The following is a 17,183-nucleotide window of genomic DNA, read 5'->3' on the forward strand; positions in this document are numbered from 1 at the left end:
GAAAACAATGCGTAAACTCACTTTTATTGCGGCCGCAGTAAGCGTTGCACTACTTGCTGGCTGCCAGCAAACAACACAACAATCTACTTCAGCCCCTATTGCACAAGCAGTTCAATCACAACAAAGTGAAATAGACAAAGCCAATGCATTTTTTGAAGATACATTTAACCGCGATGTAATGAGCAGCCCTGTATATCAAACATACATGGGGATTAAGCAAGATTACGATAAATGGGACGATGGCAGCGAAGAAAGAAAGCTTAAAGATTTAGCACAAACAAAAGCTGACCTAGTTGCATTAAAAGCAATTAATCGTGATCTATTAGATGATGCAACAAAAGTTAGCTACGACTTAAAAAAACAGGATCTTGAAAGCTCAATTGCTGACTTTAAATGGCGCTACCATAATTACCCTGTGAACCAAATGTTTGGTACGCATTCTATGATCCCTGCGTTTTTAATTAATCAGCACTCAATTAGTAATGTAAAAGAAGCTAAAGACTACATTTCACGCCTAAATGGTGTAACTGGTGTTATTGATCAGCTTATCGTTGATTTAACTGTACGTGCAGAAAAAGGCATCATAGCCCCTAAATTTGTATTCCCGCATGTTATTGATTCAAGCAAAAACATTATTCACGGTGCACCGTTTGAAAAAGGCGATGATTCTACATTGCTTGCTGACTTTAAACGCAAAGTAACAGCGCTTGAAATTAGCCAAGACGAAAAAGACTCGTTAATCAGTGATGCATCAGATGCATTAAAATCGGCTGTTAAACCATCTTACTCTAAGCTAATTAATTACCTAGCGCAGCTTGAGAAACGTGCTGATGATCGCGATGGCGCATGGAAATTACCAGATGGCAAAGCGTTTTATAACAACGCACTTAAGCGCACTACAACAACAGATTTAACGGCTAAAGAAATTCATGCAATTGGTTTATCTGAAGTGACACGTATTCATGATGAAATGCGTGAAATTAAAGATAAAGTAGGCTTTAAAGGCGACTTAAAAGCGTTTATGCAGTTTATGAAAACTGACAAACAATTTTACTACCCTAATGATGCACAAGGTAAGCAACGCTACCTTGATGAAGCCACTGGACTTATTGATACAATGAAAACACGCTTAGATGAGTTATTCATTGTTAAACCAAAAGCTGATTTAAAAGTAAAAGCAGTTGAAGCATTCCGTGAAAAAGCAGCGGGCAAGGCATTTTACCAACAGCCAGCTCCAGATGGTTCACGCCCAGGTATTTACTACGCTAACCTTTATGACATGGAAGCTATGCCAACATATCAAATGGAAGCACTTGCTTACCACGAAGGTATTCCGGGTCACCACATGCAAATCGCTATTTCGCAAGAACTAGAAGGCGTTCCTAAGTTCCGTAAATTTGGTGGTTACACAGCGTATATTGAAGGTTGGGGTTTATACTCAGAGTTCATTCCTAAAGAAATGGGCATGTACTCAGACCCTTACTCAGATTTTGGTCGTCTTTCAATGGAGCTATGGCGCGCATGTCGTCTAGTGGTTGATACGGGTATTCACGCGATGAAGTGGACTCGCCAAGAAGGTATTGATTACTACGTAAATAACACGCCTAATGCAACATCTGACGGTGTTAAAATGGTTGAGCGTCACATTGTAATGCCTTCACAAGCAACGGCTTATAAAGTGGGTATGCTTAAGATTTTAGAGCTTCGTGAAGACGCTAAAAAGCAACTGGGTGATAAGTTTGATATTCGCCAGTTCCACGACGTAGTGCTTAAAAATGGTCCTGTACCACTAAATGTACTAGAGAACTTTGTTAATGAATGGGTAGCAAGCAAAAAAGCTTAAAACCAATTTAAACAATTGCTTTAAATATGAAAGGTCGCATTTGCGGCCTTTTTTGTTTTATAGTAGTAAAAAAGATTTTTGGAAATAATAATGGATTTAAGCATACAACTACTTAATGCGCGTATTTCAAAGCAACAGTTAAATGAGCTCGATAACGACTTTAAGCAGTTAAGCTCTGCTCAGCAAACTTTGCAGCTTAACCATTTATATGACAGCGCCCAACGGTTAAGTGTTAAGTATGACTTTATGCAAAACATAGCAACGCGGATATTAAGCTCTAACACAGCGCCTTCTCCATTTATTAATCAACTCACTAATATTGACGCATTGAGCTTTTTTACCCCTGCGCTGAAAGTAAATAAAGGCTTTTTAGAACAAGATACACAAGGAAATAACGTACTGCACAATGTGTTTAAGCATGCCGATGCGACAAAGCTGCCATTTAACTATGTGCGCTCTTTGATGTTGTTTGAATCAAATGATGAGTTAGCTAAAGCGCTGGCGCAGCCCAACTCTCATGGCTTAACACCGGTTGCCTGCTACATAGCCTATGCAAATAAACCTAGCACACCGGTAAAGCATGAATTTTCAGCTTTGTTAGCATTAATGGAAATAGAGCAAAAACAAAATCCTAACGCTAAACAACAGCTTGCCAACGTAATAAAAGGGCAAAAAGTTAACGAGACCACAATTTTACTGAGCGCCGCTTACTTGCAACGCTCTACGGCGCAAGTTGCTCACTTAATCAAGGCGCTTTAATTCACTCATAACTTCTGTACGCACACTGTCTATGGCATGTGTAATAGATTGCGCAGCACTTTGGTGATCAACCATATTTGGCCAATTTGTTTGCCAGACCTTTTGTAAGTCTTTTGTTTTTAAATGTACTTTATCAACGGCTAAGTAGCTTAAGTCATGAATTAAGTTAACTTTAACCCAGCCTTTTCTGGGGCTGCCATCTATTTTGTTATTATCGTAATGTGCCGCAAATACAATAAGCTCGGCTAGTTCTTGTAAAATTTGAAAGCTAGCAATGCGTGTATTATTGTTATCTTCACTTGCCTCCATCCGCCATGCATTATAACTAAAGCCTTTAAACGCAAATACTACGCTCGCTATAGCAGTGAAAAAATACGAACGGGGCGCCAGTACAAACTGACCATATTTAGACTCTGACATATTATTTCCTAGGGCCTGTTTATCTTTCGAGGTTAAATTTACAGCAGTATGTTTGGTATTTAGGCAAGGCAGAGCCTATGCAGTGTGGTTATTTCCCATAAATAGGCGGTAACGTGGAATAAATGCCAAACATGCGCTGCCGAAGGGTTCTGCCTAGGGGCAATTTACTCTTTGTTGCCTACATGGATGTAGGTAAGAGGCGTGAGCAGGACGCGGAAGCTTTGCTCGGTTTTTACTTAGCCCACTAGGTTACAAACCTCACGCCGCGATTAAATCGCCCCTAGATTGAACAAATTTTAATCCTGAAAGGTCAACAGGCCCTAGTCATTTAAATAATATTCAACACTGGTTACCACTCTTATATTTTTTATTTGCGGTGTGTTTGAATCTCGATTACTGATACTAAATTGCCCTTGGCGAGCTGTTTTTATTTTGCCTAATTTTGAATTAGAGTCTTTAGCAAATTTATTAGCGACTTCACGCGCTTTTTCAGTTGCTTCTTGCACCATCGCAGGCTTTACATCATTGAGGCCAGTAAAGATGTATTCAACTTTTGTTTCGTAGCTATCTTGCACTATTGCGATATCTTGTTTAGCAAGCTGGCTTACTTTACTCAGCGCGTTTTGCACTTTATCTGGCGCAGCAGAATAAACAATAATATTTGAGCGCACTATGTATCTAAATTGTTGATTTTCATTACTGTATTCACGTGCTTGCTTATCAATAACTGACTGGCTACCTATTGTTATTTCATCGTTGTCAAAACCATGGAGTTTTAAAAAAGCAGTTACCGCATCATTTTTTTTCTCAACTCGGCTTACTAATTTTTCAAGGTTATTGTCGGCATCACTAAATTGCAGAGGCCAAATTACCGTATCGGCTATTACTTCTCGCTCGGCCAATCCCTTAACCTGCACAGTACGTTCCATCCCTTTCACACTCAAAGCGGTACTTTTTAAAATAAACCCTAAGCTAATTAAGCCTATACTTAAACAAATAGCCGCTATAACAATGTAAAAACCGGGGTTTTTATTCACAATAACCTCCTTGATTGATATCAATAATAAGCATCGAGACGCTCGAAATAACACAGTAAACAGGGTACATTGAGACTATAAATAACGCAAAATTTAATCAACCTAGGAAAAACCATGAGCCTTAAGCGTATAACCCAATTTTTTAACCCAAGCTCAGTGGCCGTTATTGGCGCCTCTAACATATCAACTCGGGCTGGTTTTGTGGTTATGCGCAACTTACTTCAAGGTGGCTTTAAAGGGCCGATAATGCCTGTTACTCCAAGCCATAGCGCAGTACATGGCGTACTTGCTTACCCTTCTATTGCTGACTTACCAAAAGTACCCGACCTTGCTGTTATTTGTACTAACAAAAACACCTTAATTGATATTATTGAGCAGCTTGGAGAGCTTGGCTGTAAAACCGCTATTGTTATTGCCGATGGGCTGTCTGGGGAGCAAAAAAGCGCGCTTAAAGCATGCGCTCAAGCCAAGCAAGTTACTTTGCTTGGACCCAACTGTTTAGGCTTGCTGATCCCTCATATTGGGTTAAATGCGAGCTTTTCACATACTGTGGCAAGCCCAGGTAAAATAGCATTTGTATCGCAATCAGCAGCAGTATGCTCAACCATTTTAGATTGGGCTAAAAACAAAGAAATTGGCTTTTCATATTTTGTATCGGTAGGTGACTGCCTTGATATTAACTTTAATGAACTACTCGACTTTTTAGGTCGTGATGCTAAAACAAAAGCTATTTTACTCTACATAGATAACATTGAAGATATTCGTGGCTTTATATCAGCAGCAAGAGCTGCGGCCTTTAGTAAACCTGTAATTGCAATTAAAACAGGTAAAACAAGTGCAGGCGCACTTGCAGCCGAAATTCACACCGGCGGAAAGCAAAGCTCTGATGCTGTTTACGATGCGTTATTTCAACGAGCGGGTATGCTGCGCGTAAATGATTTACGAGAGCTATTTGCAGCGACACAAACACTCGCCATGCATCCAAAATTATTAAAAGTAGAGCAACTGACAATTTTAACTAATGGTGGCGGCCCAGGTGTTATGGCCGTTGATGAGCTAATTCAAAGCTCCGGTAAATTAGCAGAACTAAGCATTGAAACCCGAAATGCGCTAAATAAAGTCATTCCGCAATCAGAAACCACCTCAAACCCTGTGGATATTTTTGGCGATTCAGCACCTGCGCGTTATAAGCAAGCATTAGAAATTTTACTGCACGCAAAAGAAGTTAAAAACTTACTGATTATCCATACTCCCTCAGCGCTTGCGCCCAGCGAAGACTACGCCAACATTATTGTAGAAACCTTACAAACATTACCTAAAATGGCGCGCCCTTACGTTATAACTAATTTTATGGGTGAAGACGCATCTTACGCCGCCAGAAAAGTGTGCTCAAACAACGCAATACCAACTTATAGAACACCAGAGGGCGCTGTTGGCGCGTTTATGCACTTGGTAACGTATCGCCGTAACCAAAAGCATTTAACGCAAACACCTGAGTCGAATACAGATGACGCAAAAATAAATAAAGTAGCAGCTAAAGCGCTTATTAATGAGTTTTTAGATGACGGACAAAGCTACTTACCTACCCATCAGGCAAGCCAAGTATTAAATCACTATGGTATTACATGCATTCAAACTGAGGTGGCTTACACCCCAACAGAAGCCAGAGAGCAAGCCATAGAACTTGGTTTTCCGGTCGCGTTAAAACTTATTAGCCCAAGCATTGCTTCAAAGTCTGAAGTAGGTGGTGTGGTGCTTAACTTAAACGATGCCAACGAGGTTGAACAAACCGCTTTTGCAATGCTTATCCGTATTAAAAACACTTATCCGGATGCTGTTATTGAAGGGTTTTCATTACAAAAAATGGCGCCGCGAGCAGGGGCAAATGAGCTGCGAATTGCGATTAAAACCGAGCCTAATTTTGGCCCAGTTATATTATTAGGTGAAGCAGGCACTGGCCTTGAATATGCACAAGCCGCCGTTGCTCTGCCTCCACTGAATATGAACTTGGCAAAGTATTTAATTGCTGCAGCGCACGACAAAGGCGTATTAAAGGAGCGCATACTCCCCGAAAAAGTTGATAAGTATCGTTTATGTGCACTGCTAACGCGTATTTCTCAGTTAGTTATTGATCAACCCGATATAAGCTCAATGGAACTAAATCCTATACTTGCCAGCAATGGGCAGTTTTTAGTGCTCGATGCCACTATGACACTTAACCGCTATCAAGCTCAGAGCAATCGTAAGCGCTTATCTATTCGTCCCTACCCTATTGAACTTGTTGAAGTGGTAACACTTAAAAATAACACTCAAGCTACGCTCAGACCGATAAAACCGGAAGATGAACAAGCTCATAAAGTATTTGACGAGTCACTTAACAAAGAAGACAGATATAAACGCTTTTTTGGCGAGCTTCCACAGTTTAACCACGATCAACTCGCTAAAATGACGCAAATTGATTACGACCGTGAAATGGCGTTTATTGTGTGCCAACGCTTTGAAGGTAAAACCCGTACACTGGGTGTGTCTCGCGTCATTATGGACCCCGATAACCTACATGCTGAGTTTGCTATTGTAGTACGCTCAGACTGCCAAGGCTTAGGGCTTGGTCGTATACTAATGAGCGCTGCAATTAATCACTGCAAACGCCAAGGTGTAGAGTCGATTGAAGGCATAACCTTACCAGAGAATACAGGGATGATTGAACTTGCCCGTAAGCTAGGTTTTAAAATTAGTCGCGACTTTGAAGAAGGCAGTATTAACATGGTACTTAAACTTAAATAATGAATGAACCGCAAACTTTACGCCAAAAAATGGCTTGCCTGTTTGAAGGTACAGGTCAATATCAACGTTCAGGGCATATTCTTGATATTGCGCTCATTAGCATAATAATTATTAACGTTGTAGCCATTGTTATTGAGTCAATCCCAAGTGTGGCAGAGCAGTATTACTACGAATTCTTAGTTTTAGAAATTGTATCGGTCGCTATTTTTGCTATTGAATACTTAGCCAGGCTTTGGGCCTGTGTAGATAAAACACAATATGAAGCAATGGAAGGCTCAAACAGTAAACGCAGATTAAAGTATTTTTTATCACCACTTGCGTTAATCGACTTAATAGCGATTTTGCCAAGCTTAATGATGTTTTTATTTCCTCTCGATTTACGTTTTTTACGCATACTCAGATTATTAAGAGTATTTAAACTCACTCGCTACTCACGCGCCATGCAGCTACTTTTAAAAGCCTTTAACGATGAAGGTAGTTCATTAATGGCTGCTTTTTTTATAATGGCCGTTGTGCTTATTTTAGCTTCATGCGGAATTTATTTAATTGAGCACGATATACAACCCGATAAATTTGGCTCTATTCCTGCGGCTATGTGGTGGGCAATGGCAACACTAACGACCGTTGGTTATGGCGATGTAGTACCTATAACGCCATTGGGTAAGTTTTTCGGTGGCGTTATCACACTACTGAGCATGGGTATGGTCGCTATTCCTACCGGATTACTGGCGTCTAGTTTTTCAGAACAGATACGTAAACGGCGTCAGTTTTTTGAAGACGCAGTGCACGAGTCAATTCAAGATGGCACACTTAATGATACCCAACAAGTACACCTAGAAGAGCTACGCCATAAGTTAGGCTTGAGTAAACTAGAAGCTAATAAGGCCATTAAAACGCAGTTAAATGAGCATAACAGCCATTTGTTTTGCAGACACTGCGGTAAAAGGCCTTAAACAAGTACTGCTATGATTAATTAAATATATCACTCCAATCGCGATTAATAAGCGCGAGTACTTCGGTATTAGGTACCGGTTTACTAAATAGATACCCTTGGAAATGCTTGCACCCTCTCGCCTTTAAAAAGGCGAGTTGGTGCGAGCTTTCTACGCCTTCAGCTACACATTCTTTACCTAAACTATCTGCAAGCGCGAGTATTGATTGAATAATAGCTTCATCGTCAGAATCTATGCCTATGTCTTGTACAAAGCTTCTATCTATTTTTAATACATCAATAGGAAAACGCTTTAAATAAGTAAGTGATGCGTAACCTGTACCAAAATCATCCATGTACAATCTACAACCCAACTTTTTAAGTTGTTCCATGCTGTGCAGCGCTTCTTTTGAATCACGCATTAATATTGATTCGGTTATTTCAAAAACAATTGCCTCAGATGATACACCTGAATTATTTAACGCTTTTTTAATTTCAGGTACGAGTTCTTTAAACTCAAAATCTAGTGCTGATAAGTTAATAGATAAATACAGGTTAGATGAGGCTTTTCGCCACTCTTTTAACTCCAATAAAGCGCGCGCAAAGGTCTGCAGCATAATTTTTGTAATTAAGCCTATCCCCTCTGCAGCCAGCGAAAACTCTTGAGTTTGTACTAGTTTATTTTCGGGCCAACGCAGCAGCACTTCAAAGCCTTCTGTTTTTTGGCTCTTAGCATTAATAATAGGCTGATAGTAATTACAAAACTCTTCTTCTCGATACGCTCTAGTAAGCTGAGATTCAAGATGCAGCGCTCTTTGAACATGCTGGTTCATCTCTTGCTTATAAAACTGGTAGCGCCCTTCTAAAGAGTCTTTTGCATGATATAACGCTATGCTCGCAGCTTTTAAAAGTGCGGGGCCTTGCTCTGCGTCATCTGGCGATATCGACACACCAATACTTAAATTAACGTTTACAACTTGACCATTAATCGCAATATTTTGATTCACGCAATCCATCAACTTAGTACATATTATAAGTACTTGCTCTATCTGATGAATATCTTCTACTAACACGACAAACTCATCGCCACCAAATCGCGCAACACTATCCGATGGTCGCAAAGAGCACTTTAAGCGCTCAGCAACTTCTTTAATTAGCTCATCAGCCGCTTCGTGCCCTAATGAGTCATTAAAGTATTTAAAACGTTTAATATTGATATGTAACAAAGCCACTTTGCATCCATGCAGTTTTGCTTGTTCAAGGGCGTGTTCAACGCGGTCATTAAATAATGTACGATTTGGCAGCCCAGTTAAGGCATCGTAGTTGGCCAATAGGTGCAGCTCGTTTTCAGCTGATTTTTGTGCGTTTATATCGGTTAAAATAATGACATAACTATTAAGGCGCTGCTCGTTATCGGCCACTGCACTTATTTTCACAAGTACATGACGCGATTCACCATTAGCTAAAACCACACTGTCTTCGCACGAAAAATGCTCCCCAACAGATAGCTTTTGCATAATGCGTAAATAATCAAAACGATTGCTGCGCGATATACCTAAATTTAAAGTCCGGCTAGATAACGACTCAGCGGAGAAGTTAAAGGCGGTTTGCAGTGATTTATTAGAAGCCCGAATATTTAAGTTTTTATCGAGTATAAACACCCAATCACGTGTTTGCTCAAATGCTGCCGTAAATAGTAAAGCGTGTTCTTCAAACACCATCTCACGGGTCATATTTGTATAAGTACCCGCTACTTTTTGTGGAGTTTTATCATCCCACTCAACTACTTTTCCAAAGTCCTTATACCAGCGCCAATAGCCTTTTGCATGGCGCAGGCGGTAGGTACAATTAAAGTAGCCTTTATCGGTAGATAAAAATTCAAGCCACTCTAAGCGAAATAGCTGTTTGTCCTGCGGATGAATTTTAGATAAATATTCATCAAGGCTTACGGTTTCATTTTCGTAGCTTAACTCACTCGCTAAGCGGGGTTGGTAAATGCTTGGGTTGCTCGACTCCCAATCCCAGACACCCGATTCGCTGCCTTCAAGTGCTAATTTTAAACGCGCTTCGCTTTCTTTACTTTCTTTATTTGCTGCCAATAAAATACGCTGAATTTTATTACGGCGCATAACCCACATAGCAACAAAACCAATAAACAGCATGGCGTAAAGCACCATAAAATAAGGTGCACGCCAAAGCGGATACTTTACTTTTATTTTTAAAATAGCGGGCGAGGTATATTCGCCAGTCAGGGGGTCTTTAGCCCAAACTTTTAATTGGTAATTACCTGGATTCAATTTTGGAAACAATACGCGGTTGTTATTTCGAGTATAACTTTTTTGTCCGTTATCGAGTTGATACTCATAAATGATGCGTTCTTGATTACTAAATGCCATGGCCGAAAATGCCACTTCAAGCCCAATATCATCATGGTTTAACACAACCTCGTTGAGCGGCTGTTTTAAATCAAGCGATAGATCTCGTGACATTAAATCAACTCGCGTAATATTTACGTGATCAATAAGTGATTGGTAATTTTGGTTTTCCATTGGGTGAAAATAAGTAAAACCTTTTAAGCTACCATACGCAATATGGCCATCTTTGAGCTGTGCCATGGCGTTACTATTAAACTCAGCAGAGAGTAGCCCTTCTGACGTAGAAAATTGTTGAAAATGAAGTGTTTCTGGGTTTAATCGCCAAATGCCTTTATGGCTACTCATCCAGATCATGCCATCATCATCTAGCACCATATCGTAAAGCAATGTGCCTAATTTATTCTTCTCTAAATCGATTGTATGTACTAATTGATAAGTAGATGCGTCAAGGCCTATCAAGCCAAAATTAGAAAGTGATATCCACAATATATTGTTGTTATCAATTAAATAAGAAAGCACGCTAATGGCTACGTTTTCGTGCTGCTTTGGCACTTTGTAAATCATTTTAAGTGCTAAATCACTTGGGTTTACTTGATATAAAATTCCAGCATTAAAAAATAGTGGCGAGTCTGGCTTATTGCTCAACGCGGGTAAAAAGCCATGAGCTAAAAAGGGTTCAAACTGGTCAAACTGGCCACCCAGACGCGTTATTACTTGAGAATCTATATTGTATATAAATACCCCATGATCTGAGTGCACAAAGTATAGATCGCCATTTGGCATGAGTGTAACGCCATGCACTCTACCAGTAATCAGCTCTTGATCAGCAGGGTTATGCACTTTTGGTTCGCTAACTTGATGCGTTACAGGGTCAAAAATAAATAAACCACGGTTTGTATAAAGCCATAAATTATCTTTATAGGGCGTTATTTCATATACGGTAAACTCAGTGGTGAGTAAGTCGACTTTGTAGTCTTTTAAATAAGCTTTACCAATATTTGTTTTTAAATCAACCTCGGTAATACCGTTATGCGTTGCAAGCCAAAGCTTGTCTTTATATTCGGTAATCCCCCAGATAGAGTGATGTGATAAACCATCCCCCCCGAGCAAAGTGCCATCGACATTATTAAAATGATAGCTGTCGTGAGATAAGTAAAACGCTCCATCAGTCTTAGTCGCAACCCATGTACCACCCGATTTATCTTTAGCCATATCAATAATACTGGTATCGGCAAGTGTGTACTTACTTTTGGCTATTCGAGTATTTTTAATCAGCTCTTTTGTGTTTAAATCAAATTTAAACAAGCCTTTGTCGGTAGCTAAATCTATTGTTCCGTGTTCGTTTACTATGCTCCAAACATTTAAGTCACTTAGTAATACTTTACTTTTAAAAGGTAAATCTGGGCGTTCAAACATTTTTGATAAGTTACTAATATCAACTTCGTATAAGCCTTGTACCGCCCCTACTAACAACTGTTTATTTTCACCTAATGCGAAAGACTTCACATTATTTTGGTAAATATGTTCAGCTTCACCTTTTAAATGCTGTAGAGGTCTAACTTGCTCGGTGGCAATATCAAATACGTATGCACCATGGCTTGTACCTATAAATATATAACCATTGTAGGCAAACAGCTTTCTCACAAGGGTATTTTTATATTTAGCAGGCAGCTCAAAAATAGTTGTTATTTTTCCGGTTGCGATATCAAGCTTTGCAAAGTCGCGGCCTCGCCCAATCCAAAGTGTTTTTTTATCAACAGCCACCATACTAAAAACAGACTGATTGATAATTTCTTCTTCACTGGTGGGTTTTTCTAGAAATTGCTGATATGAATCTGTTACGGGGTCGTATCTAAATAGGCCTGCAAGTAAAGAGGCTATCCAAATGTGCCCTTGAGGGTCTTGGTAAATACGATCGATGATCGCCTCTTCTAACTCACCATTAGGGCCGTTTATTGGAATAACTTGATAGCCATCATAACGATTAAGCCCGGCCTCTGTCGAAAGCCAAAGGTAACCGTTAGTGTCTATAAGCATTGTATTAACGTAGCTTTGCGATAAGCCTTCGCTTGGAGATAAGCGTTTTACTTGTGCCCCTACTTGGCAACTTAGAATAGTTATTAAAACTACAAAGCAACTAATGATCCCATTAACGCATTTACTCATGCTTATTCCATATTATTATTTATTATTATGGGTACTCTAGAGCGACTATATTTCGATGTTTGTAAGTATCAAAAAGTACTTGTAAAGCAAGAGTATATGTTAACACCTGGTTAAAACCAATAGCACAATATAAATCAGCTACGTTTTCATATGCGAAGGTCTTTATCTCTCTATTTTGCGACTTTAAGAGTGTTGAAAGCAATTGTTTTGCAATCCCTTTACCGCGATGTTCCAGCGCAACAAACATGGTAGATAAAAATAAAAACTCTGTTTTATCTTGTAACCTACATGCTGCCACTATTTCATTATTATAGTAAGTAACCCATACCTTATCTTGTTTATTAGCACGCCCTCTTACGCTGTGCTTTTTGTAGAATTTATTCACAAGTGGGGTTTTTAGTTCATTTAACACTTCAACTTTATACATTTTTATATCGATATTTAGCTAAGCATTAGCGCTAAATACTGTTCAAATTTTTGTTTCAAAACCATTTGCTCTGCCACTGGGCGGCTGTGGATTGTGTTGTAAACTTGCTCTCTCGTTTTTTTATTACGCTTAATTTGATACGCCCAAAAAGACGCTTCATAATCTAACTGAATTTGATATTTTTCTTCACGTGGTAATAGGCATAAATTAAAACTCACAATACTTCCTCATTCGCTTTTAAGATTATTTGATTCCCCCTCTAAACTGGGCAAGAGGTAATCTCCTTGTTATTATACGCGTCTTATTTTATTTATTTCTGTAGTAATTGGAACTGATAATGAATAGACATTTTAGTATCTTGTTATTATTGGTAAATTTATTTTTTAGCGCCTCTTGTTTTAGTCATCAATACAACCTCACTTTTAATCGTCCGCAAAGTACACCTCAAGCTGATTATGCCTTAGAGCTATTAAAGTTAGCATACGCAGATATCGGTTTTAAAATACATATAATCGATTTTAGTCACCAAAATGCTTTGCTCGCTGCAAATAATGGCGTACTTGATGGGCAGTTAGGAAGAGATGCAAGCGTTGAAGAAAATTACGAAAACTTAATTAGAGTCGATTATGAGCTATTTAAGTTTGACTTAGTATTATATAAAAACTGTTTACCTAACAGTTTAGAACAGCTCGATAGCGTCGCAATTGTTGATGGCTACCCTGTGCAAGAACATTATTTAGCAAGCACACAGTTTGCAGGGAATATTATTAAAGTTAAAAGCATGAATACCCAACTTAATTTGCTTGCTCAGAAAAAAGTACAGGGAGCTTTGATGATTAACTTTATAATGCAAAATAATGAGCTCCCGTCACCTCAAGGCTGTTTTGTAAAAGAAGTATTGAGTACTTATCCGCTTTATCATTATTTAAATAAACGTAATGAAAACTTAGTAGAAAAGCTTAAAATGTCATTAATTAACCTAACTAACAATGGCACTGTGTACGCACTAAGAGCCAAATATGGATTAAGCTTTTAAAAGTCGAACCCTTGCTGCTGCGCCTGCGTGATTGGCACTGCATTTTGCTGCTTTTTTTGAAGGTAGCGCTTGTAGCGCTGCTGGCACAAACTAAGCACCTTCTTTTTTTGGTCGTTCGATAAGGTATTCCACGAAAAGCGCTCATCCCGACTACGATAACACCCTTTGCAATACCCTCTGTTGTTAACTAAGCAAATACTTTTGCAAGGACTTGGAATATCAAATATTTCAATTTGTTGCATGCATAAGTACCGCCCAGTTGAAGAGGAGGTATTAGTATAGCGTTATTTTTGAGCAAAAAAAAAGCAGCAATTTAATTGCTGCTTAGTTTTGTTGAGCTGGGATTATTAATACTCACAGCTATTGGTATTTATCTCTGTTTTACGGTGAAATGGCTTAGCGTACATGGCCAGCACTAACGGTTTTAACTCTTCTGGTACACAGGCTAAACGCTGTTCAAACGTCGCTGTATCTGGAGAGTCTATTACCGCCTCTTTACAGCCACCAGCAATGTAATTACCTGGGTGCAAATAAAACGAATCTACAATTTGCCTATCAATTGTTTTAGCAAGCTCTTCAGCACTATCACATTTAGATTCGATTGGCTGTCCAAATGCTAAATGCACATGCCCTTTAGCTGAACTAAAACCTTCAACAATACTGGCAATATCTTCACCCGCTGACTTAATATATTCACCATGATGCTGTTTATGATAAAGCTCTTTAGCCTTAGCAATTGCACACGGTTCATATTGATAAGAAATAGAAACAGGCACTATTTTTAACTCTTTAATATAATCGCCAAATTCTTTCTTTTGTTTACGTCCATTTAATTGCAACATTTTTAAAAGGGCAGGATCTGTTTGATCAAAACCGTCTTTTGCACGCCCTTCTTTTTGTGCAATCCAAATAGAATTTCCACCGATTAAAGAGTCATAGATATATGACGATAACTGGGTTAATGCTTTTAACATTTCTTTTGGTGCTTTAGCAGAGCGCTTAACAATGAAACTTTTATTTAAACGCATAAGCTCAGTAATGTAAGGTATTTGCAATAAATTATCGCCAATAGCAATACGCACTGTTTTCATTTTATGCTGATATAAACCCCAATTAACTAATGCAGGATCAAGCACTATGTCTCTGTGGTTTGAAATAAATAAATAGGCCTGATTAGCGTCTAACTGATCTAGCCCAGAAAAGGTAACTTTTGATGTGGTGCGCTTCACTAGTTTATCTAAGTATTGCGCCACTTCATTTTGCACATCTTCAACGGTGCTTACTTTGCCCCATTTTTTGCGTAACTGACTTCTTACCATTGGACGTGCAATAAAAGGCACTGCCGATAAAAAGCGCGGTAAATTATACTTTGCTATTACATCAATAAACGCATCATCGTTAATCAAACGTGTAAGCGACGCCGCAACTTCGTCGTCGTTGTATGGGCGTATATCTGCGTATTTATCTTCTAATTCACTCATTACTACATCTACAATGTTAAAAAACGGCACGCTAAAGCGCACCGTTTATGTCTATATCCGATTATAACTCAGCCAATCTAAAATGCGAAATAACCAAAAAAACGATTTTTTATTTTAGCAACTTGCTTTAAAGCCGAGTTTAATTACCTTCTATGACCACAGGCTTGCTTATAAGTGCAAAAAAACTGATCAGTCTAGCAAAATACCATGTTCTCAATCTGCTAGTGGGCAGACCACTACTACATAGCCCTCTAATCATTTGGTAGTAATAGCATTAACAAAGCCTTTCTTTCGTAGTACCTTAAGCCCATATTTTAGACTTTTGATGGATCGTAAGCCTCTTTTTTACGATTTTAACTCTTTCAGATCCACTTATTTTAGGGCTCATAATGAACATTACTATTCTTGATAACGCAACGTTAGCTAAAACATCTCTTTCGTGTATAGAACAACTTGGTAAATTAACGACTTATGAACTTACCAGCCCAGAGCAAGTTATTGAGCATTGCCAAGGCGCTGATGTATTAATCACTAATAAAGCAGTTTTGAATCGCGATACAATTAGTCAGCTAACACAGCTGAAATTAATTTGCGTAAGTGCAACCGGTACTAATAATGTTGATTTAGAAGCCGCTAAAGAATTTGGTATTGCCGTAACTAATGTAGCTGGCTACTCAACCCCTTCAGTTGTTCAACATACATTTTCTTTAATTACTAACTTACTGGGTAACACCCACCGCTATCAGGCAGATTGCCAGCAAGGCGCATGGCAAAAAAGTGAAATGTTTTGCATACTCGATTACAGCTTTAACGACTTGCAAGGTAAAACATTTGCCATTATAGGCGGCGGTACGCTAGGCAAAGGCGTTGCTAAAGTGGCTGAGGCATTTGGCGCTAATGTTATTGTTGCAGAGCGTAAAGGGGTTAAATGTCGCGATGGTCGTACGCCTTTTGAAGACGTCATTAAAACAGCCGATATAATCAGCGTACACTGCCCGCTTACAGATGAAACACGTGATTTAATCGCACTTAATGAGCTTAAAATGATGAAGCCAAGCGCTATAATTATTAATACAGCACGTGGCGGTATTATTAACGAAGCCGACTTAGCAACAGCGCTTAAGCAAAACCTAATTGCTGGAGCGGGTGTTGATGTACTAACTAAAGAACCTGCTGAAGCTTCAAATCCACTTGCTAATTACACAGGCAATAACTTATTACTTACTCCACATATTGCATGGGCAAGTACTGAATCTATTGTGCGTTTAATTAATGAAGTAAGTTTAAATATTGCGGCATTTACTAAAGGTGAATCACGCAACCGCTTGGTTTAATCATTTTATTGTAGTAATCAAATAAGCTAAAAAATGGCTGTTTTTACTAATATATTTAATATTTTATTAGATAAAAACAGCTTAACTCACTTAACAAACTGATTCATAACAACTTATCAATATGGTCTACTCTTTGCTTTAATACAGTTAATAACCAATTAAAAATCTTATTAAGGTAAATAAAAATGAAAAAATCACTTTTAGCAGCCGCTTTAATCGCTCCATTTTTAACAGGCTGTGTTATTGCCGTGTCAGATGGCGAAGCTGAGACTCATTGGGCAGGGAAAAACTCATCAAGCTGGCAAGCACAGCATAAAAATAATCGTGAAGTTATATCGGAGCTAAAAATGGATAGCAGCTACCAGTCTGTTTTAACGCAATTAAAAACGCCTAATTTCACTGAGCTATTAAAAAAAGATGACGATGTATACCAAGTACTTTTTTATGTAACGCATAGCAAGCATTCAGATTCAAAAACAACAAAAGATGAATGTACGCCACTTGTATTTAAAAATGATAAGTTGGTGGGCATTGGTGACACCGCTTTAGGTATGATCACGCAGTAACCAATAAAAAGTAGTTCGATACAA

Annotated in this window: 14 protein-coding genes; 7 read left to right on the forward strand and 7 right to left on the reverse strand. The window is 38.8% G+C overall.

Translation table 11 applies throughout. The annotated features are described in order from the left end of the window. The first annotated feature begins 7 nt into the window (after positions 1-7). Both H5088_RS03330 and H5088_RS03335 read left to right on the forward strand, forming a co-directional pair. A complete protein-coding gene (locus H5088_RS03330) occupies positions 8-1,843 on the forward strand; it encodes a DUF885 family protein (RefSeq protein ID WP_182724709.1) in 1,836 nt (611 codons plus the stop codon). 90 nt (positions 1,844-1,933) lie between these two features. After that, positions 1,934-2,602 carry a hypothetical protein gene (locus H5088_RS03335; protein WP_182752192.1) on the forward strand — a complete coding sequence of 223 codons (669 nt, stop codon included), beginning with the start codon at positions 1,934-1,936 and terminating at the stop codon, positions 2,600-2,602. Here H5088_RS03335 and H5088_RS03340 read toward each other — a convergent pair. Further along, positions 2,585-3,022 (reverse strand): hypothetical protein, encoded by a 438-nt coding sequence (locus H5088_RS03340; RefSeq protein ID WP_182752193.1) that lies wholly within the window; start codon positions 3,020-3,022, stop codon positions 2,585-2,587. The two genes, H5088_RS03335 and H5088_RS03340, sit on opposite strands and share 18 nt — an antisense overlap. A gap of 320 nt (positions 3,023-3,342) precedes the next feature. Further along, positions 3,343-4,059, reverse strand: a complete 717-nt coding sequence (locus tag H5088_RS03345; RefSeq protein WP_165744511.1) for an SIMPL domain-containing protein — start codon at positions 4,057-4,059, stop codon at positions 3,343-3,345. 114 nt (positions 4,060-4,173) lie between these two features. On the opposite strand from H5088_RS03345, the gene H5088_RS03350 reads away from it, so the two are divergent. Together H5088_RS03350 and H5088_RS03355 are read left to right on the forward strand one after the other, a co-directional pair. Beyond that, on the forward strand, positions 4,174-6,843 hold the full coding sequence (locus H5088_RS03350) for a bifunctional acetate--CoA ligase family protein/GNAT family N-acetyltransferase (protein ID WP_182752194.1): 2,670 nt from the start codon (positions 4,174-4,176) through the stop codon (positions 6,841-6,843). Continuing rightward, complete coding sequence (locus H5088_RS03355; protein ID WP_182752195.1) at positions 6,843-7,796, forward strand: ion transporter; 954 nt, start codon at positions 6,843-6,845, stop codon at positions 7,794-7,796. The genes H5088_RS03350 and H5088_RS03355 overlap by 1 nt, the downstream gene beginning before the upstream one ends. A gap of 16 nt (positions 7,797-7,812) precedes the next feature. Here H5088_RS03355 and H5088_RS03360 read toward each other — a convergent pair whose 3' ends face one another. From H5088_RS03360 to H5088_RS03370, 3 genes are read right to left on the reverse strand one after another with little or no spacing between them, the layout of a single operon-like run. Continuing rightward, a complete protein-coding gene (locus tag H5088_RS03360; RefSeq protein ID WP_182752196.1) occupies positions 7,813-12,315 on the reverse strand; it encodes an EAL domain-containing protein in 4,503 nt (1,500 codons plus the stop codon). Between the two features lie 25 nt (positions 12,316-12,340). Further along, on the reverse strand, positions 12,341-12,742 hold the full coding sequence (locus tag H5088_RS03365; protein WP_024596205.1) for a GNAT family N-acetyltransferase: 402 nt from the start codon (positions 12,740-12,742) through the stop codon (positions 12,341-12,343). Positions 12,743-12,756: 14 nt separating this feature from the next. Beyond that, positions 12,757-12,960 carry a DUF3283 family protein gene (locus tag H5088_RS03370; RefSeq protein WP_024596204.1) on the reverse strand — a complete coding sequence of 68 codons (204 nt, stop codon included), beginning with the start codon at positions 12,958-12,960 and terminating at the stop codon, positions 12,757-12,759. 119 nt (positions 12,961-13,079) lie between these two features. Here H5088_RS03370 and H5088_RS03375 point away from each other — a divergent pair, with 119 nt between their 5' ends. After that, positions 13,080-13,778 carry an ABC transporter substrate-binding protein gene (locus H5088_RS03375; protein WP_182196852.1) on the forward strand — a complete coding sequence of 233 codons (699 nt, stop codon included), beginning with the start codon at positions 13,080-13,082 and terminating at the stop codon, positions 13,776-13,778. On the opposite strand, the gene H5088_RS03380 is transcribed toward H5088_RS03375, so the two are convergent. Beyond that, complete coding sequence (locus H5088_RS03380) at positions 13,775-14,020, reverse strand: DUF1289 domain-containing protein (protein WP_182196853.1); 246 nt, start codon at positions 14,018-14,020, stop codon at positions 13,775-13,777. The two genes, H5088_RS03375 and H5088_RS03380, sit on opposite strands and share 4 nt — an antisense overlap. A gap of 105 nt (positions 14,021-14,125) precedes the next feature. Further along, a complete protein-coding gene (locus tag H5088_RS03385) occupies positions 14,126-15,259 on the reverse strand; it encodes a 1-acyl-sn-glycerol-3-phosphate acyltransferase (RefSeq protein WP_154903727.1) in 1,134 nt (377 codons plus the stop codon). 389 nt (positions 15,260-15,648) lie between these two features. Between H5088_RS03385 and H5088_RS03390 the strand changes: the two genes are divergently transcribed. Further along, positions 15,649-16,593 carry a D-2-hydroxyacid dehydrogenase gene (locus H5088_RS03390; RefSeq protein WP_182675692.1) on the forward strand — a complete coding sequence of 315 codons (945 nt, stop codon included), beginning with the start codon at positions 15,649-15,651 and terminating at the stop codon, positions 16,591-16,593. Between the two features lie 185 nt (positions 16,594-16,778). After that, entirely contained in the window at positions 16,779-17,159 is a 381-nt protein-coding gene (locus tag H5088_RS03395; RefSeq protein ID WP_024596200.1) for a DUF3192 domain-containing protein, read from the forward strand. Positions 17,160-17,183: the final 24 nt, after the last annotated feature.

This window comes from Pseudoalteromonas sp. SR43-3 (assembly GCF_014163875.1).
Taxonomy (GTDB): Bacteria; Pseudomonadota; Gammaproteobacteria; order Enterobacterales; family Alteromonadaceae; genus Pseudoalteromonas; species Pseudoalteromonas distincta.